The organism is Mesorhizobium sp. Cs1299R1N3, assembly GCF_037179625.1.
Lineage (GTDB): Bacteria > Pseudomonadota > Alphaproteobacteria > Rhizobiales > Rhizobiaceae > Mesorhizobium > Mesorhizobium salmacidum.
In genome coordinates this window covers 76,824-97,965 of the sequence record NZ_JAPYKQ010000010.1, presented here as the reverse complement: position 1 = coordinate 97,965, position 21,142 = coordinate 76,824, and the positions used below count along the sequence as shown (strand labels likewise).

Genomic DNA, 21,142 nt, shown 5'->3' with positions numbered 1-21,142 from the left:
ACGCCTCAATAATCGTAGATTGCGACAAACGATATGGCGATTGGCGTCATACAATCCGTAATCTCAGGAGGACGAGAGACGTGACTTCACCGCGGAAGTGGGCTTTCTACACTGAACCACAAAAGATCGACGTAGGTGGCCTGAGTGTCGCCTACAGGCGCAAGGGCAGCGGAGCGCCGACGGTCTATTTTCATGGGGCCGGGCTGACTCGTCGGTGGCTGCCCTTCTATGACGAGCTGTCCAAGACCTTTGACCTGATCGTCCCTGAACACCCCGGGTTTGGCGATACGCCACGCCCAGACTGGCTGGAGGGCTTCGACGATATCGCGATTCACTACGACCATTTGTTCGACGAATTGGGTCTGAGGACCTTCCATCTCATAGGACATTCGCTAGGGGGCTGGATGGCAGCTCATTTTGCCATCTTCTTCTCCCACAGGCTGCGAAGCCTCCAGTTGATCACGCCGGCGGGTCTGCGTGGAAGCTTGCTTCATGATCCGTTCCGGCAGTCCGGCGAAGAGGCGCTCGAGCGCGTCTTCAACGGCCACGCGGATGCATATCCCGAATATCTTGAGGAAGACGAGCGGGTCGAGCAACTGGTTCACGACTACGGAGAACTGACGACGCAGGCGCGTTTGATGTGGAACCCGCGCTACGACGTCCGGCTGGAGCATAGGCTCGCCCGCATCAAGGCGCCGACACGGGTGATCCTTGCGGACGAGGACCGGGTCCTGAACGAGGCTGTGATGCGTCGCTATGCCGATCTCATTCCCGGCGCTGAGCTTGAATACATTCGCGGCGGGGACAGGCCGACGTCCCATGTCCCCTACGTTCAGGAACCTGTGGCGCTCGCCAACCTGGTGAGCGGATTCATTAAGCGAAATGAGAAGGCATGACCATGAACCGGTTGGAATTCTATCTCAACAACGGTGGCAAATACAGCTTCATTCCGCGGCGTGAACAGCTTGGGAAGTCAATCTTCATCAGCACGCCAACCGACTACTACGACCCCATTCGCGGGCAGCGGATTATCGAGGACTTTCTCGACAACATGGTCTTTGGCGAGCAGCTTGGCTTTGACGGGCTGGTTGTTCTCGAACAGCATGGTGGTCCGAATGCTGTTTCAGGACAGTCGATCGTCATCTGCACCGCGCTGGCCGCCAGGACGAAACACATTCGGATTGGAGCGGTCGGCTCGATCATCAACACTTACCTCACGCCCATGCGCTACGCGGAGGAGGTGGCGACCCTCGATTACATCTCCAAAGGTCGCTACTTCTTCGGCATGCCTATGGGGATCGGCCCCAACTACCATGCCCTGGGCATCGATCCGACCCATGCTCGCGAGCGTCACCGCGAAGCACACGACCTGATGAAAAAGGCCTTCACCGACGAGGGTCCGTTCGACTGGGACGGCAAGTTCTTCCGCGCGCCTTACGCAAATCTATGGCCCAAGCCTGTGCAGAAGCCCTATCCTGAAGTCTGGATTCCGGCCGTCGGCTCCAAGGAGTCGCTCAAATTCGCTGCCGAAAACCGATACACCTACCTCGCGATCCTAGTGCCGCTTCCGGTGCTGCTTCGCAACGTTCAGACTTTCAGAGATATGTGCGAACAGGCGGGGTATACTGCGGATCCGCGCCAGATCGTGGCAACCGCCACCGTCCACGTCGCCGAATCCGACAAGCAGGCCCGCCTTGAGGTCGAGGCGCATTTCATGTCGATGCTTCAGAATTCGTACGGATCGCCCTTCCACGACTCGTTCCCGCCTGGCCATGTTTCCGAGCAATCGCTCCGCGGAATGGCAGCGGGGGGGTATCGCAGCAAGGACATCAGCAAGACGACCTTCGAGGAGGCGCTCGCGGACCGCGCGATCATCTGCGGTTCGCCGAGCACCGTGGTTGAGCAGATAGAAGAGCTCACGTCAAAAATGGGCGCCGGTCGCTTGGTCGTGTGCGGGGACGCTTGGACGATGCCCGCTTGGCTGACCAGGAAGAACATGACCCTCTTCGCGGAAGAGGTCATGCCGAAGTTCAGGGCCCCGGGTGGCAAGCCTATCTGGGACCACAGCGACAATGCCGCCTGGCAAACGATCAGCGAATACGGCAGTCGCGTTGAGGAGCCGCGTGCTAGGCCGACCGTGCACTTGGACGGAAGGGGCCTCGTCGACATTCGCACCGCGCACGTCGACGACCTTCGTGTTCCGCTTGAGCCGTGATTTCTGAAAGGGCGGGACTGCTATGACCGACGCTGCGCTCATTGACTCGATCAAGTACTTCCATCGGGCCTTTCCAACGGGAGTCACGATCGTAACCACAACGGTTGACAGCCAGCCCTACGGACTGGCTGTCAACGCTTTCGCTAGCGTTTCACTGGACCCGCCGCTGGTAATGGTCTGCGTAAAGTCAACTTCCTCGACCTATCAGCGGCTTTTTGCTGAGGACCATTTCGGCGTCAGCATCCTTTCGAACGAACAGGCTCGGGTGGCTCAGGTCTTCGCGCAATCCGGCGTCGATAAGTTTAGCCAAATAGCCTGGAGCTGTGGCAACAGCGGCGTTCCGCTAATCGATGACGCCTCGGCTCAAATGGAGTTCACCGTGAGGTCGCGCATGCCGGCAGGCACCCACACGATCTTCGTGGGGGACGTAACCCGGGCCTGCGCGTTCGGGCGTCCGCCGCTCGTGTATGCGGCGGGAAAGTTTTACGACGGGGGCAAGTTGGTCCCTCTTGACTAGTGATGTCGTTGATGAGGACACCATGAACAATGCAAATGCAAATATCGTCCTGGCGTTCTGGGAAGCGGTAAACGCCAAGCAGTATGATGGCCTTGATGGCTTTTTTACTAAAGATTACGTGCGGCATACCCTGCACGGGGTTATTTCAGCCGCCGATTTTGTAAAGATCCTCCGGGATCGCGGCGATGCGTTCCCGGACCTAGTGTCGACGATTCTCGATACGATCGAGAATGGGGAAAAGGTTGCGTACCGATGGGGATCCGTTGGGACCCACCGGGCGGCTTACCTCGGAATTCCTGCCACCAACAGGAACGTGCGTGCCCAAGGGATAACTATCAGCCGCATCAAGGAGGGACGGATTGCGGAGGACTGGAGCAGTTGGGAAACGCTCAACGTACTCCATAGCCTGAATGTCTTTCCGCTCTGAAGTCTAACCACAGCATGAAAGGGAAACCGAAACCATGACCATCATGTGCACCGTGTCGATCACCGGGACCACTGTCGAGAAGATCCGGGAAGTCTCGAAAGAGCGGCCGGATCTCGGAGAAAAGCTCGGCAAGCTGCTTAAGCAGCACGGATTGATCGCGCATCGGCGTTTCTACAATGGCAATGAGGTTCTGGATCTGGATGAATGGGAAACCGAGGAGGGCTTTCATGCCTTCATCAAAGAAGCGAGGCCGATTATCGACGAACTGGCCCGACTGCGCGGCGCCGACATTCCGACTGACAAAGTTTGGTACCCGTTCTGATGGCCGCCCTTTTTAGGCGGAAGGCGCGATGATCTGAAGCCAAACAAGCACGAACTATCCACTGATATCGGCAGGTGCAAAAAGCGGCAGCAAGCGTTTTTGCACCTGCTATTTTGCATGCGGGTAGCACCCTCCAAATTGCTCGCACCGAGCCTCTTGCGGCCGCGGCTAAACGATGGGTCCACCGAAGGAAAACCGAGCTGGACCGATTGATCCTGGTTGGTCACTTCCCGTTGCTTGGCTTCGTCTTTCAAGCGGCAATGTCCGACAGGGCTCCCTCGCTTCGGCGAATACTTCCTTGCGCTGGCTCAACTTTCTCCTGCGAATGCCTCAAGCATGGGACACTCAGGATAGAGCTGTCGGGCGAGATGCGACCAGCAGCCTGGATGTCACAAGCTCTAGCGATAACGGGTGGCGCAATCAGGCTTCATAGTGCCTTGGAACGAAGCCGGGATGGTGACAATGGGTGCGCTCCAAAACGATTTGACAAAGCTTTCATCGGCAACTCGAGCCTTCCTGGACAGGGAAGGCGGGCTGTTTATCGGCAATTCGTATCGACCCGCTGCCGGCCGCGGGACTATCCCGGTGATTGATCCAAGCAGCGGCTCCCAAATCTCAACGCTGGCCGCTGGCGGCGAGGAGGATGTGGCCTTCGCAGTCGCGGCGGCGAAGGAAGCCCTTCACGGCAGCTGGCAGGCAACGCCCGCCGGCGAGAGGGAGCGACTGCTTTGGCGCTGGGCGGATATTCTCGAGGCAAACGCTGATTACCTGGCCGAGCTCGATAGCGTCGACGTGGGTATGCCGCTTTGGATGGCTCGCCATCTTAACGTTCAAGGAGCCATTGGCGTCGTCCGCTACATGGCCGGATGGGCGACGAAAATCTCGGGCCGCACCGTCGATGTCAACGTGCCGATCCCCGGCTCCGAGTACATTGGATATACGCTTCGGGAGCCCGTCGGCATAATCGGAGCGATTATTCCTTGGAACGTTCCGGCTATGCTGGCGGCTTGGAAGATCTCGCCAGCGCTTGCGGCGGGCTGCACGGTTGTCATCAAGCCTTCCGAAGTCGCGTCGCTCTCGGTCCTCGTGATGGCGGACCTCGCCCGTGAAGCCGGGATCCCGGCGGGCGTCATCAACGTCCTTACGGGAACCGGTGCAGGCGTTGGCGACGCGCTGGTGTCGCATCCTGACGTCTCGAAGATCACGTTCACGGGCTCGACGGCTACCGGCGTGCATATCGCAAAGCGTGCAGCGGAGGGGGTGAAAAAGGTCACTCTCGAACTGGGCGGCAAGTCTCCGCAACTGCTGTTCGCCGACGCGGACCTCGACAAGGCGGTGCCAGGAATCGCCGGCTCAATCTTCCTTCATTCCGGACAAATCTGCGTCGCGGGATCCAGGCTTTACGTTCAGCGAACAATTTTCGACGAAACCGTAACGCGGCTGAAGGAATGGGCTGACGGGTTGGTCATCGGCCCGGGCCTGGACGCGCAGACGCAGGTTGGTCCGCTCGCGAGTGAAGCTCAACAGAAAAAGGTGGAAGGATACATTGAGTCGGCCAAGGCCGAGGGCGGGGAGACTGTCACCGAGTCCTCGCCGCTTGATGCGTCAGGATATTATGTCCGCCCCACCGTGGTGGCGAATGCCAAGCAGTCGATGAAGGCGGCGCGGGAGGAGATATTCGGGCCCGTTTTGACCGTGATAGCATTCGATGAATTTGACGAGGTGATCAACTACGCGAACGATACCGACTATGGGCTTTCCGCTTCTGTCTGGACGCGAGATCTTGCGACGGCCCATCGCGCGGCGGCTCGCATCAAGTCGGGCAAGGTGGTCGTGAATTCGGAGCCGCTTCCGTATCCCTCGCTCCCCGAAGGAGGGCGCAAGGCCTCGGGCTACGGCCGGGACCTCGGGCCGGAGTCGCTTGAGGGCTATCTCGAAACAAAGTCCGTTATCATCCGCACGGTCTAAGCAATCCGGGCGTGCCGAGCGGTGGATTGCCGGCGCGCCTTCCCTTTGAAAATCGCACCTCGTCATTGCCGCGCACGATGGGCCGGCACCGAATGCCAGCTTCACGGACCAGCCATGAACCAAATGTACAATACACCATCTTCCTTTCAGGAGAGCACTGCCGAGTCAGAAAACATGACTGCGGCCGATGCTACCGTGTCATCGTTGATAACTAACGGGATTGACACCGTCTACGCTCTTCCTGGACTTCACAACGATCCCTTCTTCGACTCCTGCTATAGGGCGAAGAACCTCCGTGTGATCCATCCGCGTCACGAGCAGGCTTGCGGGTACATGGCGCTCGGAGCCGCGCTTTCGACAGGCAGGGCCCAGGTTAGCGCGGTCGTTCCGGGTCCCGGACTGCTGAACACGTCGGCGGCAATTTTGACGGCCGAGGGAATGTGCGCGCCTGTGTTGACCATCGCCGGGCAAATTCCGCAGGCGGATATCGACCGCAAGCACGGCCATCTGCACGAAATCCGCGATCAGATGGGGCTGGCATCCCACATTGCGAAGTATACGCAACGTATTAAGGCGCCTCACGAGGCGCCACAGGTGATCGATCAGGCGATTTCGGCAATGTTTTCGGATCGTCCCGGGCCTGCCGTCGTCGAATGTGCGATGGACGTTTGGGCACGAAGGGGTGCAGTGCGGCCGATGCCGGCGAACTCGGGGGTGACGCCGCCGGCGGTCGACGAAGATGCCGTGCGGCTGGCCGCCGAGGTGCTCTCGTCGGCATCAAACCCGATGATCATCGTGGGAGGAGGCGCGCTGGAGGCGAGCCAAGAGATTCTTGCCCTGGCCGAGTTGACGGGGGCTCCCGTACTTTCATATCGGCGGGGCAGGGGCGTCATCCCGAGCGATCATCCGCTCGCAATCAACTTGCCCATCGGGTATCGCTTGTGGCCAAAGGTCGACGTCGCGGTTGCGGTTGGTACACGCTTCTTCGTCCAGGAGAAGCAGTGGGGTATCGACAAGGATCTAAAGGTTATCCGCATCGATGCCGACCCCGAGGCGGCCGAGCGGCTTCAGCAGCCGGCGGTATCGCTTGTGGGAGATGCTGCGGCCTACACCGGAGCGCTCGTAAAGAGGCTGGAGCAGAGCAAGGCCAACAAATCACAAAAGCAGGATTTGGAGCCACATCGACAGTGGTTTGCCGACAGGTTGACGCCTCTACAGCCTCAGGCAGACTACCTCACCGCGATCCGCAGCGCGCTTCCCCGTGACGGGATTTTCGTAGATGAGGTTACCCAGGTAGGATTTGCCAGCCGCCTGGCGTTTCCCGTGTATTCCCCCCGGACTTTCCTGTCGCCCGGCTACCAGGACAATCTAGGCTGGGGTTACGGGACCGCCCTCGGTGCGCAAGCCGCCAATCCGAACAAGGCGGTCGTGGCCATCGCGGGCGACGGCGGGTTCCTCTACCAGATCGGCGAGCTTGCTACAGCCGCACTCCATAGCCTTCCGGTCGTCGCAGTTGTCTTCGACAACGGTATGTTCGGCAACGTGATGCGCATCCAGAAGGAACGGTTTGGCGGACGCTATATTGGCGCCCAGCTTAAGAGCCCTGATTTTATGAAGGTCGCAGAAGGCTTCGGTGTCAACGGTTTGCGGGCGAACTCGCCAAAGGAGCTTGAGAAGAAGCTCGGCTATGCGCTGGCGCTGCGAGAGCCGGCTCTGATTCACGTTCCATGTGGGGAGATGCCCAGCGTATGGGACATGATTCTTGCCCCGAGAATACGGGGATGACGGCGGCCACTGGGGCCGAGCCATCGAGTGACAAAACGGGAGTATAGCTTTGTACGATCAACTAGGGATGCCTGCCGAAGATCCAATCCTTCAACTGGCCCAGGCGTTTCGCCAGGACGGCCGCGAGAACAAGATCGACCTTGGCATCGGCATCTACAAGGACGCCGATGGCAAGTCTGCCGTTATGTCTGCGGTCAAATCCGCCGAGCGGTTTCTGATCGAGGAGGAGCCAAGCAAGGCCTACATTGGTATCTCTGGCGACGAAGTCTTCAACCAGCAGATGATGACGTTGGTTCTCGGGGATGCTTTGCAAGCCGGGCGCACCCTTGCGGTGCAAACCCCGGGCGGAGGAGGGGCTGTTCGCCTTCTGGCCGATCTTGCCAGGGTGTCCAAGACGAACCCGACGGTGTGGGTGTCCGACCGCACGTGGATCAATCATGTGCCGATCTTTGAGGAAACCGGGCTGTCCTATCGCCGCTATCCTTATTTCTCAGCCGAACCTCAAAGCGTCGACTTCGACGCTATGCGCGCCGTGCTCTCAGGGGTAAAGCGCGGAGACATCGTCCTGCTCCATGGCTGTTGCCACAATCCAACGGGCGCCGATCTGTCTTTCGACCAGTGGAAGACACTTGCGGCTTCAGCCGCCGACGGCGGATGGATTCCCTTCATCGACCTTGCCTACCTAGGGTTCGGCCAAGGTCTTGAAGCCGACGCCGAGGGAATACGTCATATGGCTTCTGTCGTCCCTGAGATGATGGTGGCGGTATCCTGCTCGAAGAATTTCGCGATCTACCGAGAGCGGACAGGGTGCGCCATCGTGATCGCGCCGTCCAACGAAGCTGCGCGAAAGGCCAAGGCGAACTTGGTAGGGCTGGCAAGGGTAAACTGGTCCTTTCCGCCCAGCCACGGCGCCGCCGTCGTTCGGACGATCCTCGGAAGCACGGAATTGCGGCCAGCATGGCAAGCCGAGCTTGATACGATGAGAGCCCGCATCGAGGCAAACCGTCGCGAGTTGTCGTCGGTGTTAAGGGCTCGCCTCAACAGTGACCGTTTTGATTTCTTTGCGACCCATAGTGGGATGTTTTCGCTCAGCGGCCTGGAACACGAGATGGTAGGGCGCCTTCGTGAGGTGCACGCAATCTTTATACCAAGTGACGGCAGGATCAATGTAGCCGCCCTTCAGCAGGCAAGCATCCAGCGACTGGCGGACGCGCTGGCGGCGGAGTTGAAAGAAGCCGCCTAACGCTCGTCAGTAGAGTTAGTATCGCTGCTCCGGCTTAGTACAAAACGAGCCGCAGCAATTCGTTTTGCGTGGAGATGTTCAGTCTGGCGTACGCGCGGCGACGGAACGTCAGAACCGTGTTGATGCTGATCCTCAGGGTCAATGCGATGGCCTCGGAACTCATACCGATGGCTATCAGGCTGCACACCTCGCGTTCCCGAGAAGTAAGCTCGGGGCAGCGTGTCTGGAGTTTGCGATTGAAGTGGTCGGACGCGGGCATACCATGCCGCGTCGGAGCCGCAGAGTCGTGGTGTTTGAGGAGCAGGCTGCAGAGCAGATCAATGTTGTCCGGCAGGTCGTGAAGCGTGTCTAGCACGAACGGCCCGGCCTCGGCCGGACGGTGGAAACTGATCTTGATGTACTCGCTGTTGACTTGGTGTATCACGGACATGCGATAGCGGATGCCGATAGCTAGGTAGCAGTCCCGTCGATAGTCGGAATCCGGAACCTCGCTATCGGACATGAATACGATGTAGTCCTTGTCGCTGTCCAACTGGCCACGTAGGAACAGGTTGGTCGGATCTCCCTGCCAGTAAGAAGTCATGTATGGAGTCGACGCGTGCTCCGAAGCTTTCCCGTTTCTTTTCGCGCAAATGTTAAGCAGACGCGGGCGGCCGCTCTCATGAAAGGCGAAAGCCGTCACCTGATCGCAACGCAGAAGCCTGCTCGCCAACCCTGCGAGCGTCTCATCGAATGCCGTGGTGCCGACTTCACCCAGCAGTTTCCCGATGCTCGAGCGGACAGAGGTGCCCGGGCGACCCGCTGACTGGACTTCTACAGCATGCATGCGAACCACCTTCCGCTGCCAAGCGCGAGTTCATGTCGATCGCTCGCAGAGATCGAATATCCGTGTGAAAATACTGCTTTACGCTGTCTCTTGCAAATCCGCGGTGAAACAACAGTGCGAGGGGGCTGACGGCCCTGAGCGCTGCTGCACCCTGACAGCGGCCCCCCGATGACGTCGCGAAGTTCTCCGCCGCCCGGTGGTCTTCTACGGTTCATCGCCTCATACTCCTCCACAGATGCGAATTCCGGTCGATTTGGCGGCGGTGCCGACGAAGGCCGAAGCGGCGTCGCGCCCTCGCGTGCTCGTTTCGGCCAGCGGAAGGTCGGCAGGCCGGGAGACGTAGCTTCCCGTGCAAGGTCTCTTGAAACATGTCGCGATCGACAGACAGCCTCCTCTGCTCGTGAAATCGACGCTGTTATTGGGGCCCGCCCGGCTCCGTGCTGAAATCCTCCGTCGCAGCCTCCGGAAAGCGTCCTAAACGCAAACTCGCGGATTCTAGTAGCGATGGCTCCGAGTGGCCATAATCAAGGCTTGTGACAAGTGAAGCGGGCAATGCCGTTTCGTGTTTCGTTCAAGAGGCGTCTGGAACGGCATGCCTATCGAGTTGCGACAGCTGGACGGCATAACGACGTGTCTATCCGACGAGCGCCTATGGGGTTAAAAGTGCGCTAAGCCAACGCCATCGGCTCACCGCTACTTGCGGCGAGCTCTCCACGGTTGAATCTGATGCAAATTGATCCCAATTTCCATGAGACATTCGACATCTCCTATAGGACGAACGTCTTCGGCCAGACCTCATGCCGGAGCAGGGCGCTAGAGGACGGCACCGCGGAGCTAGTCTGCTGGCTAGAGGTTCAAGATTTCGCGGCATTGGCTATTCGCTGGTACCGACGTAAGTCCAGGCTGGTCCGCAGCCGGGAAGGCCGGCTGGTATCGCTCGAGATCCGGGACAGCCTAGGCGGGCATTGGGTGTTGGAAGGGCCGATACTTGCGGGAATCGAGGCAATTTTCGACCCATATATGGTTGGCCACATCAGCGACTTGGTTCATCGGAGGTCGAGCCTGTTCCATGGGGATGGGCCAATAGCGGTGGAGATGCTTGAAGCTGAATCCGGTGCGAGGCACGCAATCCGCTTTAGCAGGGAAGGTACCGGATGGCGGTCGAGCACGAACGAGCGCCTGACGATCAACCATCAGGGGCTCCGCCATGTCGAAACCGCGGCGCCCGGCATTTCTATGACCAGGTCCATAGATGCAATGCCGGAATGGGACATCGCTTCTGCGTCGCCCGCCAGGCACGAGTACCTGAAAGGGCTGGAGGTGACAGAAATTGAGAAGGGTGATGGGATACTCGAGGCAACGTTTGTGAGATCCCTCGGCCGGTCCACTGCCGCCGCCGCCTTTGTCGGTGATATCGGCCCATATGACCGAAACGGTAGGTCGGCGGTCGCGGATCTCGGTACCGGGGAGCTCCTGGATCATCTGGCGCTTGTGGGTATCGCTTCTCTAAGATTCGAACGGGGACCACCGAGTTCGCCCGGTTCGCAAGTGTCTGCGCTGGTCGAAACGGCTCGGGCGGCTTGGCACCGGCTGCGCGACTTAGCCGGCGCGGGGCTGCCTTTGGTTTTGATCGGCCAAGGGATCGGAGCATTGGTTGCTTTGCAACTCGCCCCCGAATTTTCGGACGCAGCCGCCGTGGTGCTTATCGCAGCGCCGGGTCAGTCACTCCAAGAAATGCTTGAAAACGAGGCAGCATTGCTGCTTCGGAATGCCGTGATGCCCGGTGTCCGGGAAGCTGATCTGAGACAGGGAATGGGCGCGTTCAGCCGAATGCTTAGCAGCCAAGGCGCTGCCGAGGCCGAACACGCCGGATTGGATCAGAGGGGGGCGCAATTGCTCAGGGAGATCGGAGCGCTTGATCCCTGTTCACTGGTCCTGCAGGCAGGAAAGCCGATTCTTGTGGTCCGAGGCGCGAATGATCGAACGACAAGTTTCGAAGACGCCCGGCTTCTTATGTCCGCAGCAAAGGTAGCTCAAGTGCCTTCGGCGTTACTGGTGCTGCAGGGCGTAACCCAAGGCCTCCAAGCGGACCCGGACGATGACTCTGGCTTGTATGCCTTCGACCCGAAACGAACAATCCCCGATGCGGTTCTCAAGCGCCTCGCCAGCGCGATCGAGAACATCATTGGTGTCAAGTGAATCCTTAGGTGTCCAGACCAGCCAATGGAGGGCGACCTCGGCGTTAGACGCACTTGGCAGAGGTTGGCAGTCAGGCGGGCCGCCCGACAACGTAGCCCTCAGATAACCGCTGCGAGAAATTCGCGGGTGCGGGGGTTCTGGGGCGCAGCCAAAATAGCCGCCGCCGGACCCTGCTCGACAATCCTGCCCGAATCCATAAAGACCACGCGGTCAGACACTTCGCGCGCGAAGCCTATCTCGTGGGTGACGATCACCATCGTCATCGAGCCGTTCCGCGCGAGGTCCTTGATCACCGCCAGGACTTCGCCCACCAGTTCAGGGTCCAGAGCGCTCGTCGGCTCGTCGAACAACATTACCTTGGGTTTCATCGCAAGCGCCCTCGCGATGGCCACGCGCTGTTGCTGGCCCCCTGACAATTGAGACGGGAATGACGCTTCCTTGCCAGTCAATCCAACGCGCGCGAGCAGCTCCGCTGCAAAAGCTCGCACGTTCTCCTTCCGCTCGCCCTTCACGATAACTGGGGCCAGGCAGATATTGTCCATGACCGTCATATGGGGGAACAAGTTGAAACTCTGAAACACCATCCCGATGTCAATTCGGCGACGGGCCGCCTCATTGTCGCGCATCTCATGAATGCGTCCGCCGATGATCTTGTAGCCAATAAGCTCGTCGTCAACGAGGATGCACCCCCGCTGGATGTCCTCAAGGTGGTTTATGCACCTGAGCAGGGTGCTTTTTCCGGAGCCTGACGGGCCGATAAAGCAAACCGTTTCGCCGGCCGCTATCTCAACGTCGATGTCGAATAGTACCTGGCTTTCGCCGTAATACTTGTTCACCCCCTGGATCTGGATTCGCCCGCCGGCTGACGGACGGCTATCGCGCTTCGCGAAGTCGAGGGACGTTACGCTGTTCATCGAGCGGCAATCTTTCTCTCAAGGAAGTACTGGAAGATGCTGAACGTAATAATTACCGCGAGGTACCAAAGGGTTGCGACGATCATCAGTTCGATAACCTTGTAGTTAGTTCCGGCGATGGCCTGCGTGATGGTCAGGAGATCGCCGCCGGCGATAACAGACACAAGGGAAGTCGCCTTGAGCACGTTTATGAACTCGTTGCCTAACGGCGGCGTGATCACCCTCATTGCCTGCGGAAGGACAACGTATCGGAAGGTCTGTAGGCTATTCAGGCCCAGCGCCTTCGAGGCAGAGAACTGTCCCCGGTCGACGGCAAGGAGACCGCCACGGACTATCTCGCTCATGTAGGCGGAAGCAGACAGGGTGAGCCCGATCACAGAAGCCACGAATGGCGTAATCATTGCCTGCATCGGTGTTGAATAAAATACGATGCCAGTCAGGGGTATGCCGACGGTGAAGTTCTTATAGAAGAGGCCCAGATTGCCCGTGACAATCAAAATCACGAGGAGTGGAACGCCGCGAAACACGAACACGTAGCCATATGCGATCCCCCGCAGGATGCCGCTCCGCGACATGCGCATCGTTGCGATTGCTATCGAGACCACGAGCGAGGTGCACATCGCGATAACGGTAAGCTCAAGCGTGACCTTAAGACCTTCGAGGACAGCGACGTTGGTAAGGAAGTGGCCGATCACGCTCCAGTCGATGTAGGGGCTCGTAGCGAATGCAAGGGCAAACTGCGCAACCACCAGGATTGCCAGGATGCTTCCGACCAATCGACCGTAATGCCGGACCGGGACAATTTTGTCGGATGTAACCAATTCCTTGAGTGCCGAAGAGTTCAAGGCGAGGGGTTGATGGGTATTACTCATATATTTGCTACCAGATCAGTGGGGAGCGCCGTTATTCCAGGAGCCACTCCGACCGGCTCTTTCGTGTTGTCGGGGTTCGCACCCGAGTCCGGAAGGCTCTTGAAAGCTTCCCTCAGCTTGATCACTCCAGTGGTTTTGATCCCTTCCGGCAGCTGGTCGTGCCGCGCCGTGTCAAGGGCAGGTGGAGCGCTTTCGCTGTTGAACGGTTCTAAAAGCGCTGCCGAGCACGCCCCTACTATCGGCGCGAATGCGATACTTCGAGCCAACCGATCAACACAGGCCATCAACGCCTCCCATTAGCACCCAGCCCGCCAGGGACAGAAAGCCGGAAATTGCGCCCAGGGTAGCGGGATCGCGGCTCCGCGCAATCATCGTCTCTTGTGACAGGCAACGACCCTAAGCCTGTAAAGGCAGATAAACAGCTCTGCTGACGCACGGTGAATGACGAGCGCGTCAGATGCGGGATCGTCGGCTGCAACGCATAGAGGCCGTCATCGAGCGGCAGCACCGTACAGCGCCGAAAGGCGGACCGCCTCTATCGTCCTTGCGCTCCCATGAAGAACCTGGCCCATAGCGCATGCTTTGATTCGGACGACAAGGATGCCCCATCAAAGCCTAGGATTAAACAAATAGGCTCTGTTGCACAATTGCGTTTGGTTGGAGAGGTGCTGTTTTCTCGGCCATTAGGCTGTCTGACCTTCAAGATTCTGGGCGAGCAGGGCGACCGCTTCCGTGAAAGCGCTCGGTCCTACGCCGACGTCATTAGGCCTGGGGGGCTCGACGCCGATCGGCGCGATGAGTATTTTGGCTGTTCCGCAGGCTGCGGTCTGCCTCGCAGCGCGGATCACGCAGAAAGGCCGGTCAGACGGCGCGACCGGCCCGGCAATAATGGCCTCCCGGAGTGCGGGCCGGTGCGTCCGCGGGAAAGGGTGCACGTCAGTCGCGGGCCGCCAGCAGCTTGCCAGCGCAGTCGCCGAAGCCGATGGAATAGCCATCGCCGATTGCCCGGCCACGAAGGACCAGCGTGTCGCCGTCCTCGACGAAGGTTCTCGTCCCGCCCGCAATCTCAATCGGTTCCTTCCCGCCCCAGCTTAGTTCGAGAAGCGAGCCGCGACTGGTCTTTTCGGGTCCCGAAATCGTACCAGACCCCAGAAGATCCCCGACACGCATTGGGCAGCCGCAGCTTGTGTGATGGGCAAGCTGCTGGGCGGCGGAATAATACATCTCGCGGTAATTGGTGCGGGAGATGATGGTTTCGTGCCCGCCCTCCGGCGTCAGGCCGACCTCAAGCGCGATGTCATAGAGCATCGGTCCGGGCTCGTGCAGATAGGGCAGAAGCGGCACTTCGCGTACCGGTGTGCTTACCCGGAAGGGTTCCAACGCGGCAGAGGTGACGACCCAGGGGCCGATTGTCGTCGCCGCCGCCTTGGCCTGGAACGGCCCGAGCGGCTGATATTCCCAGGCTTGAATGTCCCGGGCGGACCAGTCGTTCAGGAGAACGTAGCCGAAGATGTTGTCGAAGGCCTCGGCGACGCTGATCGGGCCGTTCGAGGGCTGGCCGACGATGGCGCCCATCTCAAGCTCTATATCGAAGCGCCGGGAGGGGCCGAAGCGGGGCGCGACATCGTCCCGGCCCTTGATCTGGCCGTGCGGGCGGCGGATTGGCGTGCCCGAGACAACCACCGATGAAGCGCGGCCGTTATAACCGATCGGGATATGCAGCCAATTGGGCGGCAACGCGTTCTCGGCGCCGCGAAACATGGTGCCAACGTTGAAGGCGTGATGCCGGCCGGCGTAGAAATCGGTGTATTCGGTGACCGAAAATGGCATGTGCAGCTGCGCATCGCGCATCGGGACGAGATGGGCCGCCAGGGCGGTGGCCTCGCTCGCGCCTTCGGCGAGAAGATCGGTGAGCCTAGCGCGGAGCCGCGCCCATTCGCCCCGGCCTGCTGCCATCACGGCGTTCCATGATCCGGTCTTGAGCGCGCCGGAGAAGTCCAGCCAGCCAGCCTCTTCCAGCCCGTGCAGATCGATGACCATGCCGCCGATCGCCGTACCGCAGCGCGGCGTGCTGCCGGCAACCGAAAAGACGCCGTGGGGTAGGTTGTTCAGCGGAAACGGGCAGCTTTCAGAATTGGCGCTTTCAACCCAGGAGCGGAGGAGCTTGGTCATGGCATTTAACTTTCAGGTCCGGTCCGGTTGGGTTTCAGGTCTGGCCGCATTGAAGGCGGGCAGGTCGAGGCAACGGGCCTCGATCGCGGTCAGCCGGGCGAAGGGGCTAAGGTTGGTGCCCCACCGGTGCGCATTGTAAAGCTGCGAGACAAGGCAGATGTCGGCCAGTCCCGGCGTGTCACCGAAGCAGAAGGGGGTGGCACCCGCAATGAGGGACTGCAACGCTGTGAACCCGCGCGCCATCCAGTCATTCATCCAGTCCACGACCTCGTCCTGCCCATGCCCGAGGGATTTCAGTTTCTTGCCGACCTTTAGATTGTTGACCGGATGAATGTCGCAGGCAACCACCAGTGCGGCGGCCCGTACATGCGCCGCCTCGATCGGATCGCCGGGCAGCAGGGCAGGTTTGGGCGCGATACGATCGAGATATTCGAGGATCGCCATGGATTGGGTCAGTATTTGTCCATCGGCGAGCTTCAGCGAAGGAACCCCGCCGACTGGATTGATCCGCAGGTACTCGGCCGATGTCTGCTCGCCGGTGACGAGATTGACCGGCACGATGTCATAGGCCAGCCCCTTTAGGTTCAGCGCGATCCTCACCCGGTACGAGGTCGTCGAGCGCCAGTAGGAATAGAGCGTCAGCGGAAGGTCAGTCATCTGCGGCGAATCCGCTCGAGGGAATGGCAAAGGGGGAGGGGGGCCGCGGTCGCGGCCCCGCCCCTTGCGCCGGTCAACGTGACGCCCGTCCTGTTCATTTCAGTCCTGGCGTCCCGTCGAACTTCTTTTCGAGGCTGTCCCAGCAGTCGATGTAGTCGTCCTGAAGCGGGGCCCCCTTGGCGGCGAACTCGGTTAGATGCTGTGGGAAGCGGGTCTCGAACATGAAGGACATGGTGTTGTCGAGCTTGTCGGGGCCGAGATTGGCATAGGAGGCCTTGTCGAAGGCCTCCCGGTCGGGCCCGTGCGGCAGCATCATGTTGTGCAGGCTCATCCCGCCCGGCACGAAACCGGTCGGCTTAGCGTCGTACTGGCCGTAGATGTTGCCCATCAGTTCGGACATGATGTTCTTGTGGTACCAGGGCGGCCGGAAGGTGTTTTCCATAACCATCCAGCGTTCGCGGAACAGGACGAAGTCGATATTGGCTGTACCCGGAACGCCCGATGGCGCGGTCAGCACGGTGAAGATCGACGGATCGGGGTGGTCGAAGAGGATCGCGCCCACCGGGCAGTAGTTCCGCAGGTCGTACTTGTAGGGCGCGTAGTTGCCGTGCCAGGCCACCACGTCGAGCGGCGACTGGCCGATCCGGGTGGTGTGGAACTGGCCGCACCATTTAACCGTGACGGTCGACGGCGCCTCCCGTCCTCGAACGCGGCGATGGGCGCCTTGAAGTCGCGTGGATTGGCCATGCAGTTGGCACCGATCGGGCCGCGGCCGGGCAATTCGAACTTCTGGCCGTAATTCTCGCAGACGAAGCCGCGGCAGGGGCCTTCGAGAACCTCGACACGGTAGACCAGCCCGCGCGGGATGATCGCGATTTGCTTCGGCTCAAGGTCGATGATGCCAAGCTCGGTCGCGAAGCGCAAGCGCCCCTCCTGCGGCACGACCAGAAGCTCGCTGTCTGCCGAGAAGAAGTAGTCGTCAATCATGCTTTCGGTGACGAGATAGACATGGCTCGCCATGCCGACCTGGGTGTTCACGTCGCCCGCCGTCGTCATCGTGCGCATGCCGGTCAGCCAGGTCAGCGGCGTATCCGAATGCGCCACCACGTCCCAGCGGTACTGGCCGAGCGAGATCACGTTAGCGACAACATTGGGCGCCGACTTCCAGTGGGGTAGGTCGATCTTTTCAAAGCGGTGCGAATGCTTGACTGACGGGGGATCCGGTAGCACCAGGTCCGCTCCGGCGGGTTGGCGGTGAAGGCAGTGCCGGAAAGCTGTTCGCCGTAAAGCCCGTACTCGCAGCGCTGGGGGCTGTTCATCCCCTGCGGTAGGGCCCCCGGCAGCGCCTCGGTCCCAAAGTCGTTCCCGAAGCCAGGCATGTAACCGGCATGGGTGCCGACAGGCGTCATTGCCAGGGTCAGCGGCTTCGGCGTTGGCTGCTTGTTCATGTCGTTCCTCCAAAGATCGTCCCGTTTTGCGCTGCGGTGTTCCCGGGTCGGAACGCCATTGTGCCGATTGGAAATAACTTCGTGTCAGGCCAGCGACGCGGACGCCTCTGAGATGCATCCGAGGACGCGTTGCCGATCGTCGATGGCCCGCGCCAGAAGCAGGGCAAGCTTGGCTAGGTAGAGTTCGGATTTGCCTGCGCCAACCCGGTCGATCTCGGTCGCGATCGCTTCGTAAACAGCTTCAAGTTCCCTTTGGGTCATTGCAGGCTTGCCTCCTGACAGGTGATGCTGCGGTAGGTCTCGGCAATACGCGCGGGGTCGGCATCGTGCCAACGGCCGGCGACATGGGCGTCGGGACGGATTAGGTAAGCGGTGCCGGGCGCCGCCCCGTAGGCCTCGGCGGCGGCCGAAGGACAGGGCAGCGAAAGGACCGTCACGCGGTCGTCCGACGTGAAGGCGCCGGACAACTTCGCGGCCGTCCCGTCGCCGAAACGCAGCAGCGTAAAACCGTCGCCGAACGCATCAGACAGGAACCCGCCGTCAATCGCGACCTCCTGGAAGAAGGCCCCAGCAGCCGGGCCGGCGGTAAAGGCCGGATCGTCCGCCGCGACGGCGGGGCTGTCAGCATAGGTGTAGGCGGTCATCTGGCGCGGATTAGCCAGCGCACCGGCAAAGGGATGACCGAGCGCGAGCGACAGGGCGGCGTCGCGCATAAGCCGCCAGCCATGCGAGTTCGGCGTCATGAAACGCGCGCTTTTCGAGGCATTGGCAAAGACATCCATCGTCGCGCCGCGCCGCTCGGGCGAGTAGCTGTCCAAAAGGCCGTGGCCGGCCTTGCCGTTCAGCACCCAGCCCAACTTCCAGCCGATATTCGCTGCGTCCGCCAGCCCGTTGTTCAGGCCACGCACCCCGAAGATCGGCACGATATGGGCACTGTCGCCGACGAAGAACACACGCCCGTCGCGGTAGTCGTCCAGCGCCAGCATGTTGGCCGAATAGACGCTCCACCATTCTAGCTCCCACGGGCCGGTATGGCCGATCTCGGTCAGCACCGCGCTAACACTCTCGCGGACGGTAGCCTCTCGGACGGCCTCTTCGGTGGTCTCGTGATCTTCCAGCTGGTAGTCGATCCGCCAGATATTGTCGGGCTGACGATGGATCAGGACTGTGCCGCCCGGACGGCAGCCGGGGTCAAACAGCGCACGCCGGATTGTCGGGTAGTCGTGATCCATCTGCACGTCTGCGATGACATAGCGGCCCTCGAAATTCTGGCCCCTCAGCCGCAGGCCCCGCCTGCTGCGGACCGCGCTGCGCGCACCGTCGCAGGCAAGCACCCATTCGGCGACCAGCGTGTAGTCCCCCTCAGGGTCCGACACGGTCAGCCGCACACCGCCTTCGATGTCCTCGACCCCCTCGATCGAGCTTTGCCAGCGCGTTTCGATCAGGTCGTTCGCGGCGACGGCATCCCAAAGGAACTGTTCGATATATTGCTGCTGGATGTTGTACATCGGGCGGAACTTCTCATCCGCGCTGTCCGGCATCTGGAATTCGAGGATCTGCTTGCCGTGGTAGAAAGAGCGGCCTGTGGTCCAGCCGAGTGCCTTCTCCACGAAGGGCGCGACCACGCCCAGACGGTCGAGAATGTAATAACTCGGCCGCGCGACGCAGATCGCACGGCTGCCGTCGTTGAAGGTCGACTTGTTGTCGAACAGCGTCGAGGTGATGCCTTGCTTGGCTAGCGCGAGCGCCGCCGTCATCCCGACCGGACCGGCTCCGACGATCGCCACGCGGACCTGCCGCGCCGCGTCGCGGCAGCGTTTGTCGGGACCCGCGAAGTAGGGATACTGGAAATAAAGCGAGTCGGTTTCACTGCGTCCTTCGGGTCTCAAACCGGCCACCTCCGATATGTTCCTCAAGTGGAGCCGACACTAGGTGGTACGTGCGAGATGGTCTGTCCCCTTGAACAGGTGACGGACGGGCGGTGGCAATTTCCCTAGTCTTTCCGGGTGAGTTCGGCGTCTCGGCGTCAAAGTCGTCGCACGGTTTGAGTCGTTGCGCGGCCTCAGGTCCGCACCAAAGAAAGAAGGCCACAACAACAAGTCCGAGACGCGCCGGACATTGAGGAGGACGAAGTGACAGACATGATCGCAGGCGGAGAGAACAGACTCCGCAAAAACTCGCTGGGGCTGATCGCCGTGACTTTCATGGTCGTTTCGGCCGCAGCGCCACTTACCGGGGTGGCGGGGGCGATGCCCTTGGCCTTCCTCCTGGGCAACGGGACGGGCGTACCGCTTACCTTCGTCCTGCTCACCCTCGTGATGCTTGCCTTCGCAGCCGGCTATGTCGCAATGAGCCGTCATGTCACCAATGCTGGCGCGTTCTATGCATATGCGGCACGGGGGCTTGGCGGCACCTGGGGCGGGGCGGTGTCGATGGTGGCGCTCGTCGCCTACAACACGATGCAGTTCGGGCTCGTCGGCCTTTTGGGCGGAGTTTCGTCCGGGGTCTTTGGCGGGCTGGGTATTGATCTGCCCTGGTATGTTTGGTCCTATATCGCGATCGCGCTGGTTGGTATCCTGGGATATCGGCAAGTTGACCTTTCGGCCAAAGTGCTGGTCGTGCTGGTGGCATTGGAGTATGCGATCGTTCTCATCGTCGACTTCGCGATCCTTACCAAGGGCGGCCCGGAAGGGACGACCGCACCGTTTTTGGACTTCGGCGCGCTGAATTCGGGCTCGCCCACTGCGGCGATCCTCTTCTGCCTTGGTTCGTTCATCGGCATCGAAGCGACCACGATCTACGGCGAAGAGGCAAAGAACCCGGAGGTGACGATCCCGCGTGCGACCTATATTGCGGTCTTCATGATCGGGCTGTTCTTCGCGTTCACCACCTGGCTGATGATCAAGGGCGTCGGGGCCGAAAACCTGCAGACAACCCTCGGCGGGCTCGAAGACCCCACCGTCTTCTTCTTCCATCTGACCGGACAATATGTCGGCGGGTCAGTCGCGAAGATCGCCGGGCTTCTCTTGATTTCTAGCCTGTTCGCCGCGCTTTCGGCCTTTCACAACTACGTGGCTCGCTACGTCTATGTCGCGGGTCGCGAGGGGCTGCTGCCGGCAGTCTTCGGTCGGACACACAATGAGCACCAAAGCCCCCACATCGGGTCGGTCGCCCAGACGATCGGTGCCGTTGTCGTGACCGGTCTTTTCGCCGCGCTTCAACTTGACCCGATCCTCAACTACTTCACCTGGATCAGTCAGATCGGCGTCCTCGGCGTCCTGGGGATGATGGCGGTGACCTCAATCGCGATCATCGTCTTCTTCCGCAGGCAAGGGGGTGGTTCGCCTCTTGCGACGCTGATCCTGCCCTCGGTCGCCGCGGTGATCATGGCCGCGCTCTTCGCTTATGTCTTCGTGAACTTCGGCGACCTAACGGGTACATCAGGCGGCGCGCTAGGCTGGATCCTGCCGGGTCTCATCCCGCTGGGGGCGGCTATTGGCTGGCTGATGGCGGCGCGGCTGAGGGGCAGCGACCGCGCCGCCTATGCACTGCTAGGCCAGAGCCAGAGCTGACACAA

Annotated in this window: 17 protein-coding genes and 1 pseudogene; 10 read left to right on the top strand and 8 right to left on the bottom strand. The window is 60.5% G+C overall.

What is annotated here, in order from left to right; translation table 11 throughout:
* Nucleotides 1-80 precede the first annotated feature (80 nt).
* The 8 genes from O7B34_RS21090 to O7B34_RS21055 all read left to right on the top strand — a co-directional run bounded on the left by O7B34_RS21090 (nt 81) and on the right by O7B34_RS21055 (nt 8,477).
* Nucleotides 81-896 (top strand): alpha/beta fold hydrolase, encoded by an 816-nt coding sequence (locus O7B34_RS21090; RefSeq protein WP_337147884.1) that lies wholly within the window; start codon nt 81-83, stop codon nt 894-896.
* Complete coding sequence (locus tag O7B34_RS21085) at nt 893-2,215, top strand: LLM class flavin-dependent oxidoreductase (protein WP_337147883.1); 1,323 nt, start codon at nt 893-895, stop codon at nt 2,213-2,215. Before O7B34_RS21090 ends, O7B34_RS21085 begins: the two co-directional genes overlap by 4 nt.
* Nucleotides 2,216-2,237: 22 nt before the next feature.
* Entirely contained in the window at nt 2,238-2,732 is a 495-nt protein-coding gene (locus O7B34_RS21080) for a flavin reductase family protein (RefSeq protein ID WP_337147882.1), read from the top strand.
* 22 nt (nt 2,733-2,754) lie between these two features.
* Nucleotides 2,755-3,159, top strand: a complete 405-nt coding sequence (locus O7B34_RS21075) for an ester cyclase (protein WP_337147881.1) — start codon at nt 2,755-2,757, stop codon at nt 3,157-3,159.
* Nucleotides 3,160-3,193: 34 nt separating this feature from the next.
* Nucleotides 3,194-3,481 carry a hypothetical protein gene (locus O7B34_RS21070; RefSeq protein ID WP_337147880.1) on the top strand — a complete coding sequence of 96 codons (288 nt, stop codon included), beginning with the start codon at nt 3,194-3,196 and terminating at the stop codon, nt 3,479-3,481.
* 462 nt (nt 3,482-3,943) lie between these two features.
* The gene (locus O7B34_RS21065) at nt 3,944-5,449 is read left to right on the top strand and encodes an aldehyde dehydrogenase family protein (RefSeq protein ID WP_337147879.1); all 1,506 of its coding nucleotides are present in this window, start codon (nt 3,944-3,946) and stop codon (nt 5,447-5,449) included.
* Nucleotides 5,450-5,563: 114 nt separating this feature from the next.
* Entirely contained in the window at nt 5,564-7,234 is a 1,671-nt protein-coding gene (locus O7B34_RS21060; protein ID WP_337147878.1) for a thiamine pyrophosphate-dependent enzyme, read from the top strand.
* Between the two features lie 49 nt (nt 7,235-7,283).
* Nucleotides 7,284-8,477, top strand: a complete 1,194-nt coding sequence (locus tag O7B34_RS21055) for an amino acid aminotransferase (RefSeq protein WP_337147877.1) — start codon at nt 7,284-7,286, stop codon at nt 8,475-8,477.
* A 34-nt stretch (nt 8,478-8,511) separates the two neighbouring features.
* Here the strand turns inward: O7B34_RS21055 and O7B34_RS21050 are convergent, their stop codons facing one another.
* A complete protein-coding gene (locus tag O7B34_RS21050; RefSeq protein WP_337147876.1) occupies nt 8,512-9,303 on the bottom strand; it encodes a helix-turn-helix transcriptional regulator in 792 nt (263 codons plus the stop codon).
* A gap of 717 nt (nt 9,304-10,020) precedes the next feature.
* On the opposite strand from O7B34_RS21050, the gene O7B34_RS21045 reads away from it, so the two are divergent.
* On the top strand, nt 10,021-11,502 hold the full coding sequence (locus tag O7B34_RS21045; protein ID WP_337147874.1) for an alpha/beta hydrolase family protein: 1,482 nt from the start codon (nt 10,021-10,023) through the stop codon (nt 11,500-11,502).
* A gap of 98 nt (nt 11,503-11,600) precedes the next feature.
* Here O7B34_RS21045 and O7B34_RS21040 read toward each other — a convergent pair whose 3' ends face one another.
* The 7 genes and pseudogenes from O7B34_RS21040 to O7B34_RS21010 all read right to left on the bottom strand — a co-directional run bounded on the left by O7B34_RS21040 (nt 11,601) and on the right by O7B34_RS21010 (nt 19,463).
* A complete protein-coding gene (locus O7B34_RS21040) occupies nt 11,601-12,416 on the bottom strand; it encodes an amino acid ABC transporter ATP-binding protein (RefSeq protein WP_337147873.1) in 816 nt (271 codons plus the stop codon).
* Nucleotides 12,413-13,288 carry an amino acid ABC transporter permease gene (locus tag O7B34_RS21035; RefSeq protein WP_337147872.1) on the bottom strand — a complete coding sequence of 292 codons (876 nt, stop codon included), beginning with the start codon at nt 13,286-13,288 and terminating at the stop codon, nt 12,413-12,415. Before O7B34_RS21035 ends, O7B34_RS21040 begins: the two co-directional genes overlap by 4 nt.
* Before the next feature lie 936 nt (nt 13,289-14,224).
* On the bottom strand, nt 14,225-15,460 hold the full coding sequence (fahA, locus tag O7B34_RS21030) for a fumarylacetoacetase (RefSeq protein WP_337147871.1): 1,236 nt from the start codon (nt 15,458-15,460) through the stop codon (nt 14,225-14,227).
* A gap of 12 nt (nt 15,461-15,472) precedes the next feature.
* Complete coding sequence (maiA, locus tag O7B34_RS21025) at nt 15,473-16,117, bottom strand: maleylacetoacetate isomerase (RefSeq protein ID WP_337147869.1); 645 nt, start codon at nt 16,115-16,117, stop codon at nt 15,473-15,475.
* A 94-nt stretch (nt 16,118-16,211) separates the two neighbouring features.
* Nucleotides 16,212-17,526, bottom strand: a pseudogene (hmgA, locus tag O7B34_RS21020) (homogentisate 1,2-dioxygenase).
* A 123-nt stretch (nt 17,527-17,649) separates the two neighbouring features.
* Nucleotides 17,650-17,826, bottom strand: a complete 177-nt coding sequence (locus O7B34_RS21015) for a hypothetical protein (RefSeq protein ID WP_337147868.1) — start codon at nt 17,824-17,826, stop codon at nt 17,650-17,652.
* Entirely contained in the window at nt 17,823-19,463 is a 1,641-nt protein-coding gene (locus tag O7B34_RS21010) for an FAD-dependent monooxygenase (protein ID WP_337147867.1), read from the bottom strand. Before O7B34_RS21010 ends, O7B34_RS21015 begins: the two co-directional genes overlap by 4 nt.
* Before the next feature lie 243 nt (nt 19,464-19,706).
* On the opposite strand from O7B34_RS21010, the gene O7B34_RS21005 reads away from it, so the two are divergent.
* A complete protein-coding gene (locus O7B34_RS21005; RefSeq protein WP_337148001.1) occupies nt 19,707-21,137 on the top strand; it encodes an APC family permease in 1,431 nt (476 codons plus the stop codon).
* The last annotated feature ends 5 nt before the right edge of the window (nt 21,138-21,142 follow it).